Source organism: Rhodopseudomonas sp., assembly GCF_048594845.1.
GTDB lineage: Bacteria > Pseudomonadota > Alphaproteobacteria > Rhizobiales > Xanthobacteraceae > Rhodopseudomonas.
Genome location: NZ_JBMDXE010000069.1, coordinates 1 through 21,093, shown reverse-complemented (window position 1 = coordinate 21,093; position 21,093 = coordinate 1). Strand labels below are relative to the sequence as shown.

Below are 21,093 nucleotides of genomic sequence, written 5' to 3'. Positions count from 1 at the left end.
CGATCGGCCGCCCCTACGCCGAGCACCCACGCCGCTCCGAAGGCAGCCCGTTCGTTCGCGCCTCGCGGGGACAGGGGCGGATCGCGTGCCGCGCCGTTCCGCCCAAACAATCGGGCACCTCGCCAGGCCGCCAGTCGATCACTGCTTAATGACATCGAGAGTTCGAAGGCGCTCCGCTGGCTGATGGCCACCGTCCGCCGTTTTGCGGACGGTTGGTGATCGGCAGCCCGCGCCGCTACGGGCGACCTACGATGCCGTGTGCCCCTCGTTGAATACCAGCGAACTGAGGCCGCTTACGGCTAACAACGCACGCTGGATCCTCGAAAGAGGATTCGAGCATGAGTCATGACGAACTACGCAAATTCACTTTACCTGAATTTTACGACGATCGATTCCGGGTATCGCCAACCATAGACAACCATGCCGCGACGAGCGCAGCCTGACTGCTCCGCATTTCGATGAGATAGGGATAACGACCATGATGACCCGCAGGGATATTCTGCTGGGCGCCGTCGTCATCACGTTGACGCTCAGCGTACTGGCCAAGCCCTCCGCTGCCGACGACGCCACCAAATTGCAGCGTCAGAGCATCGATCTGATCGCGCCGCCTTTTGTCCACCCACATGAGCAGACAACGAAAGACGCGCCCAAGATTGTCGAATTCAAACTAGTGGTGCACGAAAAGGAAATCGTCATCGACGAAGAAGGCACGAAATTCCAGGCCATGACCTTCAACGGCTCGATTCCGGGCCCCATGATGGTGGTGCATCAAGGTGACTATGTCGAGCTGACTCTGGTCAATCCAGCCAGCAATACCATGCCTCACAATATCGATCTGCATGCCGCGACGGGCGGGCTGGGCGGTGGAGCACTGACGCTGGTCAATCCCGGCGAACAGGTCGTTCTACGCTTCAAGGCCGACCGCGCCGGCGTATTCGTTTATCATTGCGCGCCAGGCGGCACGATGATTCCGTGGCATGTCGTGTCTGGCATGAACGGCGCAATCATGGTCCTGCCGCGAGACGGCCTGAAGGACGGATCAGGCAAGCCGCTTCACTACGACCGCATCTACTACATCGGCGAACAAGACCTTTATGTACCAAAAGACGAGCAGGGAAATTACAAGACCTACGGGTCGCCTGCCGAGGCCTATTTCGACACCCGCGAGGTGATGCGCAAACTCATACCAACCCACCTCGTCTTCAATGGCCGTGTCGGTGCGCTCACCGGCGACCACGCCATGACGGCCAAAGTCGGCGCAACCGTACTGATCGTCCATTCGCAGGCCAATCGTGACACCCGTCCGCACTTGATCGGCGGCCATGGAGACTACGTCTGGGAGACCGGAAAATTCTCCAATGCGCCGGAGACCAATCTGGAGACCTGGTTCATCCGGGGCGGCTCTGCCGGCGCCGCGCTCTACACCTTCAAGCAGCCGGGCCTGTACACCTACCTGAACCACAATCTGATCGAGGGGGTCGAACTCGGCGCCAGCGCGAATTTCAAAGTCGATGGTAAGTGGAACGACGACCTGATGACCCAGGTGAAGGCACCAGCGCCAATCCCGACGGCCTCGAGCAACTGACGTTCTGCATCAAGCTGTACATGCGCAGCCCGAACTCGAATAAGGCGCTTCGATAAACGAGAAGGGAGGGTACGGAGAAGATCCAGCTTCCCTCGCCTATCTATTTGGTCGCGACGCGGTCGGCGGTCGCAAATGTGGTTTCTGAGGGATGTGGTAGCGGGAGAGGGACTTGAACCCCCGACCCCAGGATTATGATTCCCGTGCTCTAACCAGCTGAGCTACCCCGCCACGGCGGTTCGGCGGTGTCTTGTGGGCACCGATGCGAACGCGCGGCATATAAGGAGGCGGGCGGCTTGCTGTCAAGCAATCGCCGCCCGCCCTTCACATGCCAAAAACTTACTTCGGCTGAACGCTTTGATCGCCGCCCGGCGAGCCCGGCGGAGGGATCACGCGCATCGTGCCGGAGTCGGGCGCCGGCGTGTGCATCTCGGGATCGACGCCGGCCGGCGGGCACAGCACGCCGTCCGACCTGGCCAACTTGTCGCCGAGCGGCTCCTGCGTCTGGCCGGTCGTCGCTCCTGGCGCGGCGGTCCCGGGAGGATTGATCCGGGCGGCGCCTGGCGGGCATTGCGTCGCCGGCGTCTGGGCCGGGTTCGCGGGTGTCTTCGGCGGCGCCTGCGCGAGCGTTGGCCCCGAAGCCATCATCAGACAGGCGAATGCGAGTGCGATTTTCCTGGTCATGCGCGACAACGACCCTGCCGCCGCGCAGTTCCGGGATCCGCGTCAGAGCTTTCGGTAGCGGATCAAGGAGAAGTGCCCCATCGGCGGCATCGGCCGCCGCTCGGCCAGTTCCACGCCGCCGTGGCGCTTGGCCCAGTTCACCAGCCGCGCCCACGGAAACTCCGGACGCCAGCCCAGCCGGCGCGCCAGCGGCGCGAAGGCCAGCTCGAACACTTTGCGGGGCCCACTTTCGGCACCGATGTGGTTCACCAGGATCAGTTCGCCGCCCGGCTTCAGCACGCGGACGAAATCGTCCAGCGTCGCTTCCGGATCCGGCACCGCGGTGATGACGTATTGCGCCACGACCGCGTCGAAGAAGCCGTCCGGGAACGCGAGGTTCTTCGCGTCCATGACGGCCAGCGTTTCGACATTGGTGAGGTTCAGCGTGCGGACGCGCTCATGCGCCCGGCGCAGCATCGGCTCCGAAATATCGACGCCGCACAGCTTGGTGGTCGGCGAATAGTCCGACAGCGACAATCCGGTGCCGACGCCGACGTCGAGCACCCGGCCGCCGATCGCATCCGCGACCGCGATGGTCGACTGCCGGCCGCTGTCGAATACTTTGCCGAACACCATGTCGTAGATCGGTGCCCAACGCGCATACGCCTTCGCGACGCCTGCGCGATCGATATCGTTCCCCATGATCTGCCCCGAAATTCCTTAGCCGCGCATCGCCGCCAGCGCGGGCGATTCCGCGGGCTCGCGCGCGCCATCTCCAACCAATCGCGGCGCGGCGCTCTTGATGAAGCCGCCGCCGAGCACGCGCGCCTGCCCTTCGGCCGCGTCGTAGAACACGCAGGCCTGACCGGGCGAAACGCCCTCTTCGCCGGCGACGAGTTCGACTTCATAGCCGCCGCCCACGGCGCGCAGCCATGCCGGCTGCGGCGCGCGCGTCGAGCGCACCCGCACGAACAGTTCGAGGCCGTCACCGACTGCCTGATCGAGCGCACCGTCGCCGATCCAGTTGACGTCGCGCAGCACGATGCGCTCCATCCGCAGCGCCTCGCGCGGGCCGACGACGACACGCCGGGTGGCGGCATCGAGCCGCAGCACATACAGCGGCGCGCGCGACGCGATGCCGAGACCTCGGCGCTGACCGACGGTGAAATGCACGATGCCCGGATGGCTGCCGAGCACGCGACCGTTGAGATCGACAATGTCGCCCGGCTCCATCGCGTTCGGCTTCAGGCGCTCGACGATGTCGGTGTAGCGGCCGGTCGGCACGAAGCAGATGTCCTGGCTGTCGTGCTTGTCGGCGACCGACAGGCCGAACTGCCGCGCCAGTTCGCGGGTCTGCGGCTTGGTCATGTCGCCGAGCGGGAAGCGCAGGAAGTCGAGTTGCTCGCGCGTGGTGGCGAACAGGAAGTAGCTCTGGTCGCGGTCGCGATCGGCGGCGCACACCAGCGCGCGCGATCCGTCCGGCAGGCGACGCGACGAGACGTAGTGACCGGTGGCGAGCGCCGACGCGCCGAGCTCGCGCGCGGTCGCTAGGAGATCGCGGAATTTCACCGAGCGATTGCACTCGATGCACGGCACCGGGGTTTCGCCCGACGCGTAGCTGTCGGCGAAGCTGTCGATCACCGACTCGCGAAACTTGCTTTCGTAGTCGAGCACGTAATGCGGGATGCCGATGCGCTCGGCCACCATGCGGGCGTCGTGGATGTCCTGCCCGGCGCAGCACGCACCCTTGCGGTGCATGGCAGCGCCATGATCGTACAGCTGTAGCGTGATGCCGACGACATCATAGCCTTGCGACTTCAGCAGCGCAGCCGTCGCCGACGAGTCGACGCCGCCCGACATCGCCACCACCACGCGCGTGTCCTGCGGGCGGCCTTCCAGATCCAGGCTGTTGAGCATGGTGTCAGTCATACGCTGCGATCGCGGCCGTCCCGCCGCGACCATTCCTTCCGCCTGTTTTGGAAGCCGAAACTCAGTTTCCGCGAACGTCGATGGTGCGGGTCTTTAATATAGGTGGCCTTCCGGGGGCGCAATGCGCCGACCTTGGGTTTCCCGGAAGGCTCGGGCAATTCTTGCCGGGAGGGCAGAAAGCGCGCCCTTCCCGACCCGGCCATTCTGGTCCTGCCGCCAATTGCAACGTTGAAATTACTCATCTTTTTGGCTCCGGCACCGCTGGCCCGCTCCTTGCTGATAGAGCCACGGAACAGTGTGAGAGCATGCCTGTGTTGAACGCTCCTTCAGAAATTGCCTCGACCGCAGCCCCGGCCCAGCGGAGCGCGCCCCGTCAGGATCGGGCCGCGCCGACCGAGAGCTTTGCGTCGCTGGTCGACAGCAATACTGCGGATGCCGCAAGTTCCCAGCCGGCGCCAACTCCGGACAGCCGCTCCGCCAGCAATGCCGACGATCGCGCATTCCGTCCGCGTCGCAACGACAGCACCGATCAGACCAGCCCACGCGACCGCCGAGACGACAGCACCGCGGCGCAGCCCGTACGGACCGACACGACTAAGACGGATTCGACGTCGACCACGAAGGCTGCAAGCGACAGCAAGGCGACGACCGGGAACGACAGCAAGACTGCCGACAAAACCAAGGCCGGCGACAGCAAGGACACGTCCGACAGCAAGACGGCCGACCAGAGCCAGTCCGCTGATACCACTGCTGCGGCCCAGCCGGTGGTTCCGGTCGTGGTCCCGACCGTCGCGCCACCGACTCCGACCGGTGCGGCGGGCGTGCCGATCGAAGGAGCCACGGACGCGACCGCCAGCGGCGGACCGCTCAGCATTGCCGCAGCTGCCGCACTGAAGGCGCAGGCGACCATCGCGGATGCCACCGCGACCGGACTGCCAGCCGAGACCGCCACCACCACGCCAGCGCCGGCGACGGCGACCGACGTGACGACCGATCCGAAGCTCGCGGCGATGCTGGCGGCCCAGCCGAATGCCGGCAAGGCCACCGACGCCACGGCCAAAACCGATCCGGCGGCGACCATCAAGACGCCGGCCAGCACCGACGCCGCGCCCGCCACCCCAGCGCCCCACGCTCCGGCTCACGCCGATACGGCGAAGCCGCAGGATGCGCAGGCGAAACCGGCCGATACGACCGGCGCCGCAGTCGATCAGCTGGCAGATCAGCCCAAGCCGGCGGCCACGCATCAGCATCACGCCGACGCGCAGACTGCTCCGGATCCGAGCGCGCTGCAGCCGCAGGTGCAGACGGCCCAACCGATCCAGGCCTCGACCCTCACCCAGCAGACCGCGGCGGCACCGCAGCTCACCGCGGCGCTCGCCACCAACGTGCCGGTCGCGGTGCAGGATCTCGCCGTCACCATCGCGGCACGCGCCAATGCGGGCAACAGCCGGTTCGAGATCAGGCTCGACCCCGCCGAGCTCGGCCGCATCGATGTCCGCATCGAGGTCGACCGTCACGGCCAGGTGACGTCGCATCTGACGGTCGAGAAGCCCGAGACACTGGCGATGCTGCGCCAGGATCAGACCCAGTTGCAGCGCGCGCTCGACAACGCCGGCCTCAAGACCAGCGACAGCGGACTGCAATTCAGCCTGCGCGACCAGTCGTCATCCGGTCAGCAGGGACAGCAGCAGCAGGACAGCGGCCGCCATGCGCAGCGGCTGGTGATCAAGGACGAGGACCTGTCTCCGGCGATGACCGCCGGACGCAGCTACGGCCGCATGCTCAGTGCGAGCGGCGGCGTCGATATCAGGATCTGAGGAGGTCGCCACCATGTCGGTCGAAGCAAGCACTGGGACGACGCCTTATTCGGCACCCAACGCGAACTACACCCCGACCAGCTCGGGTTCGTCGGGATCATCGAGCCCTGGCATCGCGGACAATTTTCAGACGTTCCTGACGCTGCTGACGACGCAGCTCAAGAACCAGAACCCGATGGACCCGCTGGACACCAACCAGTTCACCCAGCAGCTCGTGCAGTTCGCCGGCGTCGAACAGCAGCTCAAGGGCAACGAGACGCTGGCATCGCTGCTCAAGCTGCAGACGACCGCGCAGGCTTCGCAGGCGATCAATTTCGTCGGCGCTGAGGCAGTGGTAGACGGCAGCAAGTCGCATTTCGACGGCAAGACCGCCGGCTGGTCGCTGTCCACCGACAAGCCCGTCACCGCACAGGTCTCGATCCAGAGCTCGACCGGGCAGACCGTGTACACCGGCAAGTTCACCCTCAACGCCGGCAACAACCAGGGCTTCACCTGGGACGGCCGTGGCAATGACGGCACCAAATGGCCGGAAGGCGACTATGCATTGTCGGTCGTCGCGACCGACGCGGCGGGCCAGACCGCGACGGTCTCGACCCAGATCCAGGGCACGATCAGCTCGGTCGATCTGTCGAAGTCGCCGCCGCTGCTGTCGATCGGCGCCCAGACCTTCACGCTCGATCAGATCAAGCGCGTGGTCCAGGCCAGCAAGTAAAGCCTCCGGGGGCCTCGCGGCCCGCGCGCCTGCTCGCTGGTCCTATGGACTGGCGAGCTGATCGGCGAAGTAAGCGATCGTCTTGCGATAGACCAGCGCGCGATTCCATTCGCGCATCGCCTCGAAGTTCGGCGTGCCTTCTTCGTAAGAGCCACCAGCCTTCCAGCCGTTGGTCTTCAGCAGATTGGCGGTCGAGGCCAGCACGTCCGGCACGCTGTGCCGCAGATCGACGTGGCCGTTGCCGTCGAAATCGACGCCGTATTTGATGTAGGACGACGGCAGGAACTGGGTCTGCCCGATTTCGCCCGCATAGGCGCCGACCATATCGCGCAACGTGAGGTCGCCGCGATCGACGATTTTCAGCGCGGCCAGCAATTCGCCCTGGAAGAGATCGGTGCGGCGGCAATCGTGCGCCATCGTGGCGAGCACGCGGAACACCGGCAGCTTGCCCATGTCGCCCTTGCCGAAATCCGACTCCAATCCCCAGATCGCCACCAGGATCTGCGGCGGCACACCGAAGCGCTGCTCGATCCGCGACAGCAGCGAGGCGTTCCGCAACATCATCGCCTTGCCGGTCTTGATGCGGCCGGGCCCAACGCGGGTCGCGACATATTGCTCGAAGGTCTTGTTGAAGGTGCCGCGCTGACGGCGATCGAACGCGAGCACCGCCGGATCCGGCGTCACGCCGCCGAGCGCCTGCGCGATCACGTTCTGCGAAATGCCCGCCTGCGCGGCCTCGGCCGAGATGCTGGACACGAAAGTGTTGAAATCACCGCCACAGCGCGCGGCCTGCGCGGGAGCGGCGGCAAAGAGCGCGGCAATGGCGGCGCAGGTGGCGAGGGCAGGACGCAGGTTGACCATCTGACGCTGTTCTCCGAGCGGAAGGGATTATTCAGGATGCGTATTGATGCGGATTGCTATGACAATGCGGCGAATCTAGCATTTCCCCATCGCCGTTGCGAGGCGCGCCCCGGACGCCCATATTCGCGGAGCGCCATACTTGACGGCAGCCAACATGATCGGCGGATGAACGACGGGCGCGCCGCGGATCGATCGACCTGACTGCCGCCGCTTGCCTGTCCCGGCTGCCGCCATTGGCATGCCGGCGAGAAATGAGGACCGCATCATGTCTCGCCCGCTCTTGCGACAACCATTGTTCCGGCTGCTGGCGATCAATCTGGCGGCGGGAATCTGCCTCGCCGTGCTGCTGATCGGCGGTCTGATGTGGGTCAATCCCGGCCATCTGCGCGAGCTGATCCTTGCCGATGCATCACCCGGCACCGCCTTCGGCCTGTTGCTGTTCGGGTTCGTCATCACCTTCGGCAGCGCCGCGATGGGCTCGGCTATCATGGCCATGGGCACCGACTGGCGCGGCAGCGACCGTGGCAAGCGGATGCCGGCTGGCTTGATTCCGCAGCCGATCCCGGTCCGCGCTGAAAGCACCGCACGCCTGCTGCAGCGGCGTCGCCGATTGGGCTGAGGATCGCCGGCAGCGAAGTTTCGCCGCACGATTTCCGGTCCCATCAAAGTGAAACCGCGCCGATGCAACCGGCGCGGTTTTGTCGTCTTGGACTAAGGATTCGCGTCGAGATTACGCCGCCTTGCGCTGGTGGCGACCTTCACGGATCTCTTCGATGATCTTGTTCGAGAAGGCCTCGAGGTCGCCGGGATTACGCGACGTGATGACGCCGTTGTCGGTCACCACCGCGGAATCTTCCCACTTCGCGCCGGCGTTGATCACGTCCTGCTTGATCGAGTTGTAGGACGTCATCTTGCGCCCCTTGGCGATGCCGGTTTCGATCAGCAGCCAAGGCGCGTGGCAGATCGCCGCGACGGTCTTGCCGGCGTCGAAGAACGACTTGATCAACTTCAGCGCGTCCTGATTGACGCGTAGCAGGTCCGGGTTGATCTGGCCGCCGGGCAACACGATCGCGTCATAATCATCCGCCTTCACCGAGCCGAGCTGCTTGTCGACCTTCACCGGCCGACCCCAGTCCTTCGTGTCCCAACCTTTGATTTCGCCTTGCTCGGGCGAGACGATGTCGACCTGCGCACCGGCCGCCTTCAGCCGATCGCGCGGCGTTTCCAGTTCCGACTGCTCGAAGCCGTTAGTGGCGAGAATGAGTACGCGCTTGCCATCGATTTGGCCTGCCATTTGAATCTCCCTCTGCTATCCGATAGCCCCGCCTGCGTGCCTAATCGATTGCACGAGGGATCGTTCCGGCTTGCAGGAAGCGGATTTTGCCTCACTTGCGGGTCGAGCAGCGAGCTGTTTCACCACGTCACAACTGGTGTTTCGCCGCGTGACACCTTTGCAACGACGACTAACCGTCAGGTGGCAGCAGGTGCATCGCTAGCTCCATGTCATTGCCGGGTTCGACCCGACAATCATCTCTCTCGAGATGTCTTGAGCAGCACATGCCGCGCGTAAGATGCTGAGCAGGATCATGCGCGGTCATCCCGGGCGCTCGCGCCTGGAATGACGAAGAGGATGTAGTTGCTAGACCAAATCTTCGCTCCGCTGGCCAAGGTTGCTAGCAAAGCCGCAACGACTACGCGCGCGACACCGCTACGTACTCACTTGCACCTCGACCGGCCAGAACACCGCCAACCACACCGTCGGCTCGCCCTCGTCCGTCGCCTCGACGCGGTGGCGGCAGTGGGCGGGGATATCGACCCAGATGCCGGGCAGCAGCGCGACGTCGCGTCCGTCGTCGAAGCGGAGAGTTGCGGAGCCGGAGAGCAGCACGACGAACTCGTCTTCGGACTGATCGTACCAGAAGTCCTCGGGACTCGACTGGCCGAACGAGACGATCCGTTCGATGCGGACGCCGCCGCGGGCCAGCAGCGTATCGAGCGCTTCGTCGGGACCGGCCGGCGGCAGGGGCTGCAGCAGATGTCCGGATTTCATCGGCGGTCTCCTTACCTCGGCTGAACAGCCGCACTGCAGCGCAATTTAGCGCCTGTTTGGTGGGCAATCTGCTTGTGTTTCGCCGCAGGCCGTTTCATACCGCATCGGCCCGCGCCGGCCAGAACGCCAGCGCGCCCTGCCCGCGACCGCGCTCGACCAACGGACGATCCGGCCGCTGCCGCCTTTTGTCCGGCGTCAAAGAAGACGGCGGCCGTTCGGCGTCGGATCCCGGCGGGGCGCGACGGATCGCTTTCGGCCGGCGGTCCTCTCACTCAGCCTTCGTGACCGGAGCTTTCCGTGCGCCCTGCCGTCATCGCCGCGACCGGCCTCTACACCCCGCCCGACAGCATTTCCAACGCGGAGCTGGTCGAGGCCTTCAACACCTATGTGGCGAACTTCAACGCGGCCAATGCCGACGCGATCGCGGCCGGCACCTTGGAGCCGCTCGCGCCGTCGTCGTCGGAGTTCATCGAGAAGGCGTCGGGCATCAAGTCGCGCTACGTCGTCGCCAAGCCCGGCATCATCGATCCGGCGATCATGCGCCCGGTGATCCCGGAGCGACCGAACAAGGAACTGTCGATCCTGGCCGAGATCGCCGTGAAGGCAGCCGAGCAAGCGCTCGAGCGCTGGGGCAAGCCGCGCGAGAAGATCGGCGCGGTGCTGTGCGCCTGTTCCAACATGCAGCGCGCCTACCCGGCAATGGCGATCGAGGTGCAGGCCGCGCTCGGCCTCGGCGGCTTCGCGTTCGACATGAACGTCGCCTGCTCGTCGGCGACATTCGGACTGAAGACCGCGGCGGACTTCGTCGGCGGCGGTTCGGTCGATGCGGTGCTGATGGTCAATCCGGAGATCTGCTCCGGCCATCTCAACTTCCGCGACCGCGACAGTCACTTCATCTTCGGCGACGTCGCCACAGCGGCGATCGTCGAGCGCGCGGACGACGCTGAGGGTGGTTGGGACATTCTCGGCACCCGGCTGAAGACGCAGTTCTCCAACAACATCCGCAACAACGCCGGCTTCCTCAACCGCGCCGCACCGGAAGGCCGCGACAACGTCGACAAGCTGTTCGTGCAGCAGGGCCGCAAGGTGTTCAAGGAAGTAGTCCCGATGGTCTCAGAAATGATCATCGAACACGCCCGCGAGCTCGGCATCGATCCGCACGCGCTGAAGCGGATGTGGCTGCACCAGGCCAATATCAACATGAACGAGATCATCGGCCGCAAGGTGCTGGGCCGCGATCCCACTCCGCAGGAGAACGTGATCATCCTCGACGATTATGCCAACACGTCGTCGGCCGGCTCGATCATCGCCTTCCACAAGACCTCCGACGACCTCGTCAAGGACGACCTCGGCCTGATCTGCTCGTTCGGCGCGGGCTACTCGGCCGGCACGGTGTTCGTGAAGAAGCGCTAAGCTGTGCAGCGCGCGGGCGCGGCTCGCGCGCTGGTACACGCATCCAGCTGCGCCGCGCCGGACCGGGGCGCCAGTCTTTCCGGAAGCACGCTGAGCTGTGCTTGGCGGTATCCTGATCTGTAACGACTACCTCTCAGTCGTAACCAGCCTCCCCCAACTACCCGCATAAAATACAGTTGCGTCAGCTCGGCCTATAATACAACTTATAGTTGTATTATCCCTTTGGCCGTCGAGGTGCGCCATGACGATGAAAGTCTCCGTACTGACCATTCTGGGATCGCAGCAGTCGCTGGTGGCCTCCGCCAAGGCGGGTATCGGCGCAGAGGCGGAGCTGCAGCAAACCAAGCTGCCCCCGGATTTTGAGATCGACGCAAGCTTCCCGGCGGTGCCGCTGGGAAGCGGTGGGCGCGACACCAGGCTGAGCCAGTTGCAACCCGACCAATCAGCTCAGTTCGCAGTACGCGGATTTATCGAGACCAACGATCCGTCGCAGATCCCGGTGTCGCTCGGCGACGTGCCGCTGTTCGCCGATCCGGCGATCGCGCCGTTCATCACATGCGGCGGCACGCCGCCGCTGGGCAATACCGCCGACGTGCAGGCCAAGCTGGCAGTGAGCCGGCTGGCGGAGCGCGGGCTCGACGGCAGCGAGGTCGCGGTCGCGATCATGGATACCGGCATCAATCTGCAGCACCTGCGTGGCAAGCTCGGTCGAATGCCGCGGTTCGACGCGGCCAATTCCTGGCAGCCGCCCGGCGGCACCGGCGCGCCCGGCCATCATCCCGTCGATCACGGCACGATGTGCGCGTACGATGCGTTGATCGCAGCGCCTAACGCCACGCTGATGGACTATCCGATCCTGTCATCGACGGCGCCCGGCGGCTCGATCAGTGGCGCCACGCTGGCCATGGCGTTCCAAGGACTGGCCCAACTGATCACGGTGTGGGCCGTCGCCTTCGCGGCTGGCGGCGCGGCGCGCTACAAGGCGCTGGTGATCAACAATAGCTGGGGCATCTTCCATCCGAGCTGGGATTTCCCCGCCGGCCATCCCGGCCGCTACATCGACAACCCGAACCATCCGTTCAACGGCCTGGTGTCGGTGATGGCGCGCGCCGGCGGCGACATCGTCTTCGCGGCTGGCAATTGCGGGCGCGAATGTCCCGACGGCCGCTGCCAGACCCGGACCTCCGACGCCATCATGGGCGCCAATGCCAGTGCCGACGTGCTGACATTGGCCGGCTGCGATATCCAGGACGCACGCGTCGGCTACTCGTCGCAGGGGCCGTCGATCGCCGGCATGTATCCGCAGAAGCCGGACCTGACCTGCTACACGCATTTCCTTGGATCCGAGGCGTTCGGTGCGGGTACACCGGACAGCGGCACCTCGGCCGCCTGTCCGGTGGCGGCCGGCTGCATCGCGGCGTTGCGCACGCGGCTGTCGCCGGCGCACGTGCCGCCCGCCAATCTGTTTGCGCAGCTCCGCGCCAGCGCCCGGCACGTCCGCGGCAACCAGGGTTGGAACGGCGATTACGGCCATGGCATCCTCGATCCCGAGGCTGCGGCGCAGATCGCCGGCCTGTAGCAGCGAGGCCTGCAGCTTCTCTGGCGGATCGAGGAGGGCCGGATGGCCGAACCGAAGACCGTGCTGATGACGGTGACCGGAACGGGCGGCGCGCCGACGCTGGCGGAAGCGGCCGCCCAGCTCGGCGTCGACGTGGACCGGCTCAACTCGGCGTTCGGCGTGATCGCGATCGACGCTGCGCAGGGCCGCTTCGCCGTGGAGGTCGACGCCGGCGCGCTGCCGCCGGGCGCAGCCGACGCGGTGCGCGGACCCTTCTCCAATCCGCCGATTGCCGGCTTCGGTCCAGTTCCGTCCAGGCCTGCCAAACCGGACAGCAGCGAAAACTGATCGCGCGACCCGTTCACTTGCATCGCTCTGCCGGCGGTCTATCTGCAAGCCTTCAGCAGTTTTGCGACCGATCGGAGATTCCTTATGCCGCATCCCGCCATCGCCAAGGACAATGTCGCCGTGATCACCGGCGGCGCGTCGGGGATCGGGTTCGCGGCCGCCAAGCGCTTCCTGCAGGCGGGCATGAAAGTGGCGATCGCCGATATCGGCCCCGATCATCTGGCCCGCGCCGCGGAGCTGCTCACCGGAGCGGCGGCGGGCGGCGCAAGCGACGTGCTGGCGCTGCAGACCGACGTCGCGCAGCCCGCCGCGCTGGAAGCGCTGCGCGATGCGGTGACGGCGAAGTTCGGCGGCGTCGACGTGCTGATGAACAATGCCGGCATCGAGCCGCCGAGCAGTGCGCTCGGCCCGCGCGAGGCCTATGAGCGCATTCTCGGAGTCAATCTGTGGGGCGTGATCAACGGCTCGCAGATCTTCGCCCCCGGCATGATCGCGCGCGGCCGGCCGGGACTGGTCATCAACACCGGCTCCAAGCAAGGCATCACCACGCCGCCCGGCAACCCGGCCTACAACGTCTCGATGTCGGGCGTACAGGCCTACACTGAGGCCCTGGCGCACGAGCTGCGCAACACCGCGGGCTGCGCCGTGTCGGCGCATCTGCTGATCCCCGGCTTCGTCTTCACCGCGCTGACGGCGCGCGGCCGCAGCGAGAAGCCGGACGGCGCCTGGACCGCCGACCAGACCGTCGACTTCATGCTGGAGCGGCTGCGGGCCGGCGACTTCTACATCCTCTGCCCCGACAACGACGTGCCGCGCGCGCTCGACGAACGCCGCATCGCCTGGGCCGCCGGCGACATCATCGAGAACCGTCCCGCGCTGTCGCGCTGGCATCCGGACTGGGCCGACAAGTTCAAGGCCTTCGCCGAGGCGAAGTAACTCCCGCCATATTCGCAGCCTCGGCGTCACGCGGGGATGCCGGTTGGACCGCATCAGCGCGCGGCTCAACGAGGCTCGAAGGATGGGCCACGCCTGCGGGCGGTCATCCTTCGAGGCCCGCTGCGCTCGCCCCTCAGGAGGACGGCTGCGGTGAGTTGTTAGCACCATGGCGGCGGCTGAGCCCGGGTGCGCTGCTCAGCCTCGCTGCTTCTCCTTGATGCGGTTGATCTCGCGCATCTGCGCGGAGAAATCCTCCAGGGCGGCGATGGCGTGGTCGCTGAGGCCTTCGCGGGGAAACTCCTTCACCAGCACGTCGAGCGCGTCGCCGATGCGGCCGAGCTGGCGGCCGTAGGAGCCGACTTCGTCGAGGATGCGGGTCTCGGTTTCCGGCGACGAGGAACGGCCGAGGTTGATCTGGAACAGCGCGAACTGATTGCCGAACACGCTGGTGAACCAGCGCCACGGATTGATCACCTGGGCGACGCCGCCGGACAGCGGGCCGTTGCCGCCGCCGGCGGCGGGGCCTTCGGGGTCGGCGAACGAGACGGGCGTGAGCATCTGGGGCATGCGCGGTCTCCTGAAAAGTCAAAAATATGGAGGTGAGAAGCAATCAAGCGCCGCGATGATAGCGCGGAACGGCGCCGCCGTGGCGTGCCGTTTGGGTCAGGCGGCGTCGAACGCGATGCGCGCCGTGGTGCCCTGGCCGGCCTCGTAGCTGATCGTCCCGCCGATCTGGGTGGCGAGGTTGTTGACGATCTTGAGCCCGAGGCTGGTGCCGTCGCCGGGGGTCGCGCCCGGCGTCATACCCTTGCCGTCGTCGGCGACCGTCAACACCATGCGGTCGCCTTCGTCGACGAGGCGCAGCGCGATGGTGCCGCGGCCGTCCGGGAAGGCGTGCTTCAGCGCGTTGGTGATCACTTCGACCACGATCAGCGACAGCGGCGTCAGCCGGGTGAGATCGAACTGCACCGGCGGCATGTCGACGGTGACACGGACGCCGTCGGCGCCGGCGGCCTCGAGCAGATCGGCGCAGAGGTCCTGGAAGAACGCGCCGACCGGGCGGGTGACGTTGACGGGATCGTACAGATAGCGGTGGATCCGCGACATGGTGTCGAGCCGCACCCGGGCGTCGTCGAGCGCGGTCAGCATCGCGGCGGGATCGGCGCCGGCGCGCTTGCTGTACAGCCGCAGCATCGCCGACACGAACTGCATGTTGTTGGCGACGCGGTGCTGCAGCTCCTGAAACATCGTGCGCTGCTGCTCGTAGAGCAGCGCCGTTTCCTCGGCGTCTTCGCGCAGCCGCGCGGCGGCGAGGTGCATGATGTGGATCAGCGCGATGTCGACCGCGACGATGAACACGTAGAACGCCAGCGCGATCGCGGTCGGCGGCGTCATCTCGAAGCTGTAGAACGGCGGAATGAAGAAGTACCAGGCCGCCAGCCCGCTCAGCACGCCGCAGACGATGCCGGCGCGCAGGCCGAAGAAGAAGGTGGTGAGCACCACCGCGGGAAAGAAGGTGAGATAGGGAAAGCCCGGCGGCAGGATCGGATCGGTGACGAAACGCAGCAGCAGCGCCAGCGCGGTCGCCGCCACCGCGGCGAGATCGCCGACAAGCCCGAGCGACCGCAGCCGCCGGGTGGCGTGGATGATGTCCCAGACTTTCAGACGCGCCAAAGCAGGCTCTACGGATTCGCCACCATGAGCGGATGTTATGGCGGAAACGGCGCGAAAAGGACAGGCGATCGCCGCCCCGGCGCCGCCGGCGTCCACGTGTCGCGCCCCCGCCGCCGCGCCGGCGCGCAGCACCGGCCAGGTCCGATCCGCGGCGTCTCGCTTTGTCATGGACATCGCGCCTCCGCCTTGCCGTCCGGCCGCGTCGCCGGTCGCGAGGCCGGCCGCGGCGTGCATCGTTGCGGGTGTGAGCGGCGATGGCGCGAGCGGGCTCGCGGCCGGTCAACATGTCGCCACCAGACGTGTCGCCGGCACAACCATCCCAGCAGACGTGCGTCATCGCCCCTGTTGTTTGGACGGCGCGGGGACGCCGATAGCCCTTGCGCCTCGAGGCCCTGCCCCTTGGCGCCGCGCCCGAACCGAGGGCGCGCGGAACGCCGGACGCGCGATGCGTCCGCAGCCTCATGCGCAAAGCAAAAAGCGCATGAGTTAGTCACTACGAAAGCACCGGTCGTCCGGCGTTCCGCACGCGGTGAGGCTTCCGGCTTGCTTCGTGCTCTCCCCGGTGGCGATTGATACGCTTGGGTTCGTCACCGTCGGGACTGAGCGGAACGGACGCGGACGTCCGGACCTTTGACTCCTGCGGCCGGTCGGCGTGCAGGCGCTCCGTCCCTTGACGCCAGCGACGGGCGTCAGGACCACACGACTTGGGCCGGCGCGCAAAGGCGATGCAGATGGGGCGCATCTCCGCCCCGGCCCGCACCGCACAGCGTCGTCGTCCGCGCGTCGTTCGGCGGCTCCATAGACCCCGAGGCCAGGCCCTGCGGACCTCCTGCCTCGCGGCCCCCAACCGCTTCCCTCCGCGCCGACGCTGCCGCGTCCACCGCACCCCGCCCCGCGACTAGTGACGATCGCGAGCCGCCCCTCGGTAGTGGAGCGGGATGAATAGGAATATAAACAGATATGCAATATTGTCAAGAGACAGCATTTCGCCCCTGTCGAAAACACAAGCCGTCACGCTGCATTGCTAGGAAAGTCGGCTATTCATTGAACAGATTGACCAATTGCAGATTGGTGGTCTGTTCTCGTGCCCGGGTTAGTGCAAGCATGCGCCGCCGCCTTTAAAACTCCCACGCAGTCGAAATCCCTTAGTCCAAAGCCGCGTCGCTGACCACAATAGGAAGTTTTACAGCACATCACAAAAGTCGTAATTTTCGCTCTCCACAATCGTAAATTCATCAATGAGAGCGGTATGATTGACTTTAACAAACTGAAAAAGCCCGCCCCGAAAACTCGGTCGAGCGATCCGCGGGAGATTTTTAAACGACGCCCCTCCGGAGAAGGCGTAGCAAATGATCTTTGGCGAGGGCAGGACGAAGCTCTGGAGAAGTGGTTTCATGATCAAAAAGATCAGACGTTAATTCTACTGAATACGGGTGCCGGCAAGACCATAATTGGGCTTCTCATTGCGCAGAGCTTGGTCAATCAAGGTGTTGAGAACGTAATATACGTCTGCAGCACAATCGATCTCATCAAGCAAACTGCTGCAGAAGCCGCAAAGCTCGGCCTCTCCGTAACATGTCGGATGTCGGGACAGTTTGACAACGACTTATTCAGCCAAGGCAAGTCATTCTGCATAACAACCTACCCCGCGCTTTTTTTCGGATTCCGAAACATTAAGCCAGGCGCGCTGATTTTCGATGATGCACACGTTGCCGGCAAGTCGATAAGAGACGTCTTCACCCTCTCGATCTCGAAGCAAACTCAGCCCAAATTATACGGCGACGTACTCGAATTTTTGAGACCAATTTTCTCAGACTATCACCAGAAAATGGAGTTCGACGCTGCCACTCGCAACAACGACGAATCTGGATCAGTGTTACTTACACCCCCGGTCTCCATCCTTACGTCCGCCGAATCACTTTCGGCAATCCTCGATTCACAAATCACAGAAAAAGATAAATCACTATTCTTCCCTTGGCCTTTCCTTCGTGACCACCTCAAGTTCTGCGCAGTACTTGTTGGACGGGGCACCATTGAAATTACCCCGCCCTTCTTACCGACCTTAAGCCTTCCAGCATTCTCGAAAGACGTAAAACGGGTCTACTTGTCGGCAACAATCAACTCAAAGGCCGATTTCACTAGAGCGTTTGGCAACAAGCCCACAAAGATCATTGCTCCCGACGTGGATGCGGGAGACGGGGAGCGATTGTTCTTATTTGCCAGCAAATTTGAGAAAGGCCGGGTGAGCAAAGAGCTCGTCAGGCGACTGGCCCGTGAAACCAAAGTGTTAATTGGCGTACCAAGCCACCACAGAGGAAAAAATTGGGAATTCGCAACCCAACCAACAACCACCGACGATTTTTCCACGGAACTTGACAAGTTCAGAAAATCGAAAGCAGGCGCATTCGTGCTGGCAGGTAGATTTGATGGAATCGACCTACCCGGATCTCAGTGCCGGTGCATGGTAATAGATGGATTACCTTCTGGAAGCAGCCTGATTGAACAGTACCTATTCGATCGATTGTACATGGATCAAGTACGCTCGACCTTGCTCAGCGTACGAATCACACAGCTTCTTGGTCGAATCATTCGCGGCCGACAGGACTACGGACTTTTCATTATTGCAGACCGCCTACTAGAGAACTGGCTCAAAAATGAACGAAACAGAACGCAACTTCCGGAACTGCTCAGAAAGCAATTATTCTTGAGCGAGGGCATAGAAGAGCAACTCGACAAATATCACGACGCCACCTCGGTCATCGAGACAATGAATAAACTAATCGAGCGCAAGAAGGACTGGCTTGATTTTTATAGAGATAACATCAACGACATCGACGTGCCTTCGACAAGACTGAAACAAGGAGAGGAAACGGCGACTGTTCTTGAGAAGGCCGGAAGGAGTGAAGTCAGATTTATGACGATGCTTTGGGACAACAACCCCGAGGGAGCCATCCGAGAACTGGAAGAACAGATTCGAGAAGTTTCATTAGTAGATCCAAAATTGGCAGGCTGGTACTCAGTATGGATCGGGATCGCCTACTTCGCGGAAGGGAAGACGGACGCTGCATATGATTTGTTCGAGGAGGCTCATCACAGGATCGGCCGCTCCCTTCCTCTCCCGAAAAGAAAGACTACAGCAACCGACCAGACGATCGTTAACTCTAAGAGCCCCGTTGAAGAGGCAATTAGACAGATCGCGCTGTCCGACGTAATGACCGTAAATGATCGGATCGCTAAATTGCGAGCTCGTGCACGTGATGTATTCTCTCCGAACTCAAGCTCCAACCAATGCGAAGAAGCTGTTAGAGCCATTGGAGCTGGGCTGGGTTTTATTTCAACCCGGCCAGACACAGATTGCGGAAAAGGCCCGGACAACCTGTGGGTTGACGCGCATAGCAACACAATCATCGCCCTTGAACTAAAGACCGACAAATCAGACGAAGGCAGTTTAACGAAGGAAGATATCGGACAGGGGCACAACCACTTAGAATGGATTAAGTCCCAATATCCGGGACTCAAGCTGATTGGTCTGATCTATTTGACCAAAGCCAGGAAAATTTCGGGAAAGAGCGACCCGTCCGTCGACATGCACCTTGCGAGCCCGGATAGTCTCCAGAAAGTCTGGAATGATTTCTTCGATGCTGTGGACCGGGTTAAGATGCTTTCGCCGCTGGAAAAGATTGCAGAGGCTAGCAAAATCGGGGGACTCGCTGAATGGGAGCCAAGCGGCATATTCAGACGACTGGCGACAGATCGCTGCAAAAAATAGACTTGAAGCGAGCGTAGCCCGGATGGAGCGCAGCGTAATCCGGGACCTGCCGTCAATCCCGGATTTCGCTTCGCTGCATCCGGGCTACTAACTTGCCGTGTCCGTGCTCGCCTCGCCCTCACCCCAGCCCTCTCCCGCAAGCGGGAGAGGGGGCGCGCTGCGGCTTGGGGTGGGCGCGGAGCGACTGTCGCTCGCAGGGTGGAGGGCCGTCCTGCGCTGGTCACCATCGGGGCCCGTGCGGCTTGTTCCAGAAGTACTCGCGATTGCCGAGTGCGCTTTCGGCGTATTGGTCGATCGACAGCATGATGGCCTGGACGTGGTGATAACACCAACCTTCCCGCGTCCCGAGACGCCGCACCTCGGCGAGCGCCTTGACGAAGTCGGAATGGTCATCGGACTCCTCGAACCACTTGATCGGCGGAACGGCCATCACACGCGCCTCGCCAGCGGACCGCGGATGAGCTTGTCGCGCCCGGCGTAGGTCCGTCGCTGCTCCCCGGCCAGGCGGTCGCGATCGGCGCAGAGCTTGTCCAGCCGATCCTGCATCCGTTGCAGAACGGCCTCGGCATCGTCGGTGCGGATGCCGGCCCGCTGAAGCTGCACGAGGTCGGCCTGCTTGCGGCGGATTTGATCGCGCAGCTGCGCAATCTCGGAACGGGTCTGTTCGAGGTCCATGGGGGCTCACCGTGTTGGGTGAAAGAACAAAAGCAGAACATACCGGAGAGTCAATCCCGGCTGCTTGTGTCGGCGTCGGGAGATCGAACGGATCGCGGACGTCGTCCGGCTTGGCGGAGGAGCGCTAAGTCCGAGCTCGTGTCGCCCTCACCCGCGCTACGGCCCTGTTTCCGCCGCCGCTTCAGTCGTGCGTGAGAATGTTGACCAACCGTCCGAATGGATCGCGCGCAAAGAAGCGACGAACGCCCCATGGTTCGGTCGCGGGACCATACTGAATCGGAATGCCGGACGCCGATGCCCGGCGATAGACCTCATCGAAATTATCGACCTCGATGGAAAGGTCCGGGACCGGCGTCCCCGATCCGCCTTCGCATGCAAGACTCACCTGCGGTTTCATGGCGCTGTCTGACGCGTAGGTGACGATCCAGCCATGGTCCATCACGAGTTCCATGTCGAGGATGTCGCCATAGAAACGTTTGGCGTCCTCCAGCCTGTCTGCATGAATGTTCGTGACGATTCGTCGGACGGCCACGCTCGATCTCCTCTGATCCAGAGTCGTTGGCGAAAATCTAGCCCATAGGGCGGATGAGCCGAAGGCGTCATCCGCCGCCGCGATTGAAGATAGTGGGTTATGGCTTCGCCTAACCACCCGACGACGCTGCGCCGCTTACTTCGACGCTACGCGCTGCGGCTGCGTCCAAACTCGCCAAGTCCATGCCCGTGTCGCCCTCACCCAGCCCTCTCCCGCACGCGGGAGAGGGAGTGCTCTGCGGCTCTGCTCCCCTCCCCCTTGCGGGGAGGGGTCGGGGGTGGGGGTCCCCGGGCACTGTGCCCTGTTCAACCGGCATGATTCCCGACACTTTAGACCGGGATGATTGTCGACAGGTCTGGGTCCGCGTGTTGCGGCGCGTAGCGCAGCCCCTCGCGGGGCGGAGCCACGCGCCGGAACACGCGGTGGCGATCACTCAGGCCGATGTCGTAGTGGCAGAACCGCACGATCTGGTCGCCGGTCTCCAGTTCGGCGATGCCGATCACTTCGCCGACCAGCGCCTCGCTGACGAAGATGCGTTCGCCGTGCCACATGATCTCGCCGGAGCCGCGCACCC

General features: G+C 63.8%; 20 protein-coding genes, 1 tRNA gene and 1 pseudogene. 9 read left to right on the top strand and 13 right to left on the bottom strand.

Annotated elements, in window-relative coordinates:
- The first annotated feature begins 478 nt into the window (after positions 1–478).
- Positions 479–1,585, top strand: a complete 1,107-nt coding sequence (gene nirK / locus ACOJTD_RS03700; protein ID WP_420131578.1) for a copper-containing nitrite reductase — start codon at positions 479–481, stop codon at positions 1,583–1,585.
- Positions 1,586–1,736: 151 nt separating this feature from the next.
- On the opposite strand, the gene ACOJTD_RS03695 is transcribed toward nirK, so the two are convergent.
- From ACOJTD_RS03695 to mnmA, 4 genes are all read right to left on the bottom strand, one after another.
- Positions 1,737–1,813 (bottom strand) — tRNA-Met (locus tag ACOJTD_RS03695).
- Positions 1,814–1,921: 108 nt separating this feature from the next.
- Positions 1,922–2,266: a hypothetical protein gene (locus ACOJTD_RS03690; RefSeq protein WP_420131577.1), complete on the bottom strand. Its 345-nt coding sequence runs from the start codon at positions 2,264–2,266 to the stop codon at positions 1,922–1,924.
- 42 nt (positions 2,267–2,308) lie between these two features.
- Positions 2,309–2,947 (bottom strand): class I SAM-dependent methyltransferase, encoded by a 639-nt coding sequence (locus ACOJTD_RS03685; protein ID WP_054160726.1) that lies wholly within the window; start codon positions 2,945–2,947, stop codon positions 2,309–2,311.
- Positions 2,948–2,965: 18 nt separating this feature from the next.
- Positions 2,966–4,162, bottom strand: coding sequence for a tRNA 2-thiouridine(34) synthase MnmA (mnmA, locus tag ACOJTD_RS03680; protein ID WP_420131590.1), 1,197 nt, complete (start codon positions 4,160–4,162; stop codon positions 2,966–2,968).
- A 323-nt stretch (positions 4,163–4,485) separates the two neighbouring features.
- On the opposite strand from mnmA, the gene ACOJTD_RS03675 reads away from it, so the two are divergent.
- On the top strand, positions 4,486–5,991 hold the full coding sequence (locus ACOJTD_RS03675; protein WP_420131589.1) for a flagellar hook-length control protein FliK: 1,506 nt from the start codon (positions 4,486–4,488) through the stop codon (positions 5,989–5,991).
- A gap of 13 nt (positions 5,992–6,004) precedes the next feature.
- Positions 6,005–6,703 (top strand): flagellar hook assembly protein FlgD, encoded by a 699-nt coding sequence (locus ACOJTD_RS03670; protein ID WP_420131576.1) that lies wholly within the window; start codon positions 6,005–6,007, stop codon positions 6,701–6,703.
- A 42-nt stretch (positions 6,704–6,745) separates the two neighbouring features.
- Here ACOJTD_RS03670 and ACOJTD_RS03665 read toward each other — a convergent pair whose 3' ends face one another.
- Complete coding sequence (locus tag ACOJTD_RS03665) at positions 6,746–7,564, bottom strand: lytic murein transglycosylase (protein WP_420131575.1); 819 nt, start codon at positions 7,562–7,564, stop codon at positions 6,746–6,748.
- A gap of 265 nt (positions 7,565–7,829) precedes the next feature.
- Between ACOJTD_RS03665 and ACOJTD_RS03660 the strand changes: the two genes are divergently transcribed.
- Entirely contained in the window at positions 7,830–8,183 is a 354-nt protein-coding gene (locus ACOJTD_RS03660) for a hypothetical protein (protein ID WP_420131574.1), read from the top strand.
- 111 nt (positions 8,184–8,294) lie between these two features.
- Here the strand turns inward: ACOJTD_RS03660 and ACOJTD_RS03655 are convergent, their stop codons facing one another.
- Both ACOJTD_RS03655 and ACOJTD_RS03650 read right to left on the bottom strand, forming a co-directional pair.
- Entirely contained in the window at positions 8,295–8,858 is a 564-nt protein-coding gene (locus ACOJTD_RS03655; protein ID WP_420131573.1) for a type 1 glutamine amidotransferase domain-containing protein, read from the bottom strand.
- Positions 8,859–9,272: 414 nt separating this feature from the next.
- A complete protein-coding gene (locus ACOJTD_RS03650) occupies positions 9,273–9,614 on the bottom strand; it encodes a cupin domain-containing protein (RefSeq protein WP_420131572.1) in 342 nt (113 codons plus the stop codon).
- Between the two features lie 297 nt (positions 9,615–9,911).
- On the opposite strand from ACOJTD_RS03650, the gene ACOJTD_RS03645 reads away from it, so the two are divergent.
- The 4 genes from ACOJTD_RS03645 (at position 9,912) to ACOJTD_RS03630 (ending at position 13,869) form a co-directional block, all read left to right on the top strand.
- Positions 9,912–11,027, top strand: coding sequence for a beta-ketoacyl-ACP synthase III (locus ACOJTD_RS03645; RefSeq protein WP_420131571.1), 1,116 nt, complete (start codon positions 9,912–9,914; stop codon positions 11,025–11,027).
- A 241-nt stretch (positions 11,028–11,268) separates the two neighbouring features.
- Positions 11,269–12,606, top strand: coding sequence for a S8 family serine peptidase (locus tag ACOJTD_RS03640; protein WP_420131570.1), 1,338 nt, complete (start codon positions 11,269–11,271; stop codon positions 12,604–12,606).
- A gap of 42 nt (positions 12,607–12,648) precedes the next feature.
- A complete protein-coding gene (locus ACOJTD_RS03635) occupies positions 12,649–12,933 on the top strand; it encodes a hypothetical protein (protein ID WP_420131569.1) in 285 nt (94 codons plus the stop codon).
- Between the two features lie 84 nt (positions 12,934–13,017).
- On the top strand, positions 13,018–13,869 hold the full coding sequence (locus ACOJTD_RS03630) for an SDR family NAD(P)-dependent oxidoreductase (RefSeq protein ID WP_420131568.1): 852 nt from the start codon (positions 13,018–13,020) through the stop codon (positions 13,867–13,869).
- A gap of 195 nt (positions 13,870–14,064) precedes the next feature.
- Here ACOJTD_RS03630 and ACOJTD_RS03625 read toward each other — a convergent pair whose 3' ends face one another.
- Entirely contained in the window at positions 14,065–14,436 is a 372-nt protein-coding gene (locus tag ACOJTD_RS03625) for a hypothetical protein (protein WP_420131567.1), read from the bottom strand.
- 96 nt (positions 14,437–14,532) lie between these two features.
- Positions 14,533–15,543 (bottom strand): sensor histidine kinase, encoded by a 1,011-nt coding sequence (locus ACOJTD_RS03620; RefSeq protein WP_420131566.1) that lies wholly within the window; start codon positions 15,541–15,543, stop codon positions 14,533–14,535.
- Between the two features lie 1,249 nt (positions 15,544–16,792).
- On the opposite strand from ACOJTD_RS03620, the gene ACOJTD_RS03615 reads away from it, so the two are divergent.
- Positions 16,793–19,312 (top strand): DEAD/DEAH box helicase family protein, encoded by a 2,520-nt coding sequence (locus tag ACOJTD_RS03615; RefSeq protein ID WP_420131565.1) that lies wholly within the window; start codon positions 16,793–16,795, stop codon positions 19,310–19,312.
- A 220-nt stretch (positions 19,313–19,532) separates the two neighbouring features.
- Here ACOJTD_RS03615 and ACOJTD_RS03610 read toward each other — a convergent pair whose 3' ends face one another.
- The 4 genes and pseudogenes from ACOJTD_RS03610 to ACOJTD_RS03595 form a co-directional block, all read right to left on the bottom strand.
- On the bottom strand, positions 19,533–19,742 hold the full coding sequence (locus ACOJTD_RS03610; protein ID WP_420131564.1) for a hypothetical protein: 210 nt from the start codon (positions 19,740–19,742) through the stop codon (positions 19,533–19,535).
- Positions 19,742–19,987, bottom strand: coding sequence for a hypothetical protein (locus ACOJTD_RS03605; RefSeq protein ID WP_378389142.1), 246 nt, complete (start codon positions 19,985–19,987; stop codon positions 19,742–19,744). Before ACOJTD_RS03605 ends, ACOJTD_RS03610 begins: the two co-directional genes overlap by 1 nt.
- A gap of 181 nt (positions 19,988–20,168) precedes the next feature.
- The gene (locus ACOJTD_RS03600; RefSeq protein WP_378389144.1) at positions 20,169–20,519 is read right to left on the bottom strand and encodes a VOC family protein; all 351 of its coding nucleotides are present in this window, start codon (positions 20,517–20,519) and stop codon (positions 20,169–20,171) included.
- Between the two features lie 329 nt (positions 20,520–20,848).
- A pseudogene (locus ACOJTD_RS03595) lies at positions 20,849–21,093 on the bottom strand (hypothetical protein); the annotation flags it as partial.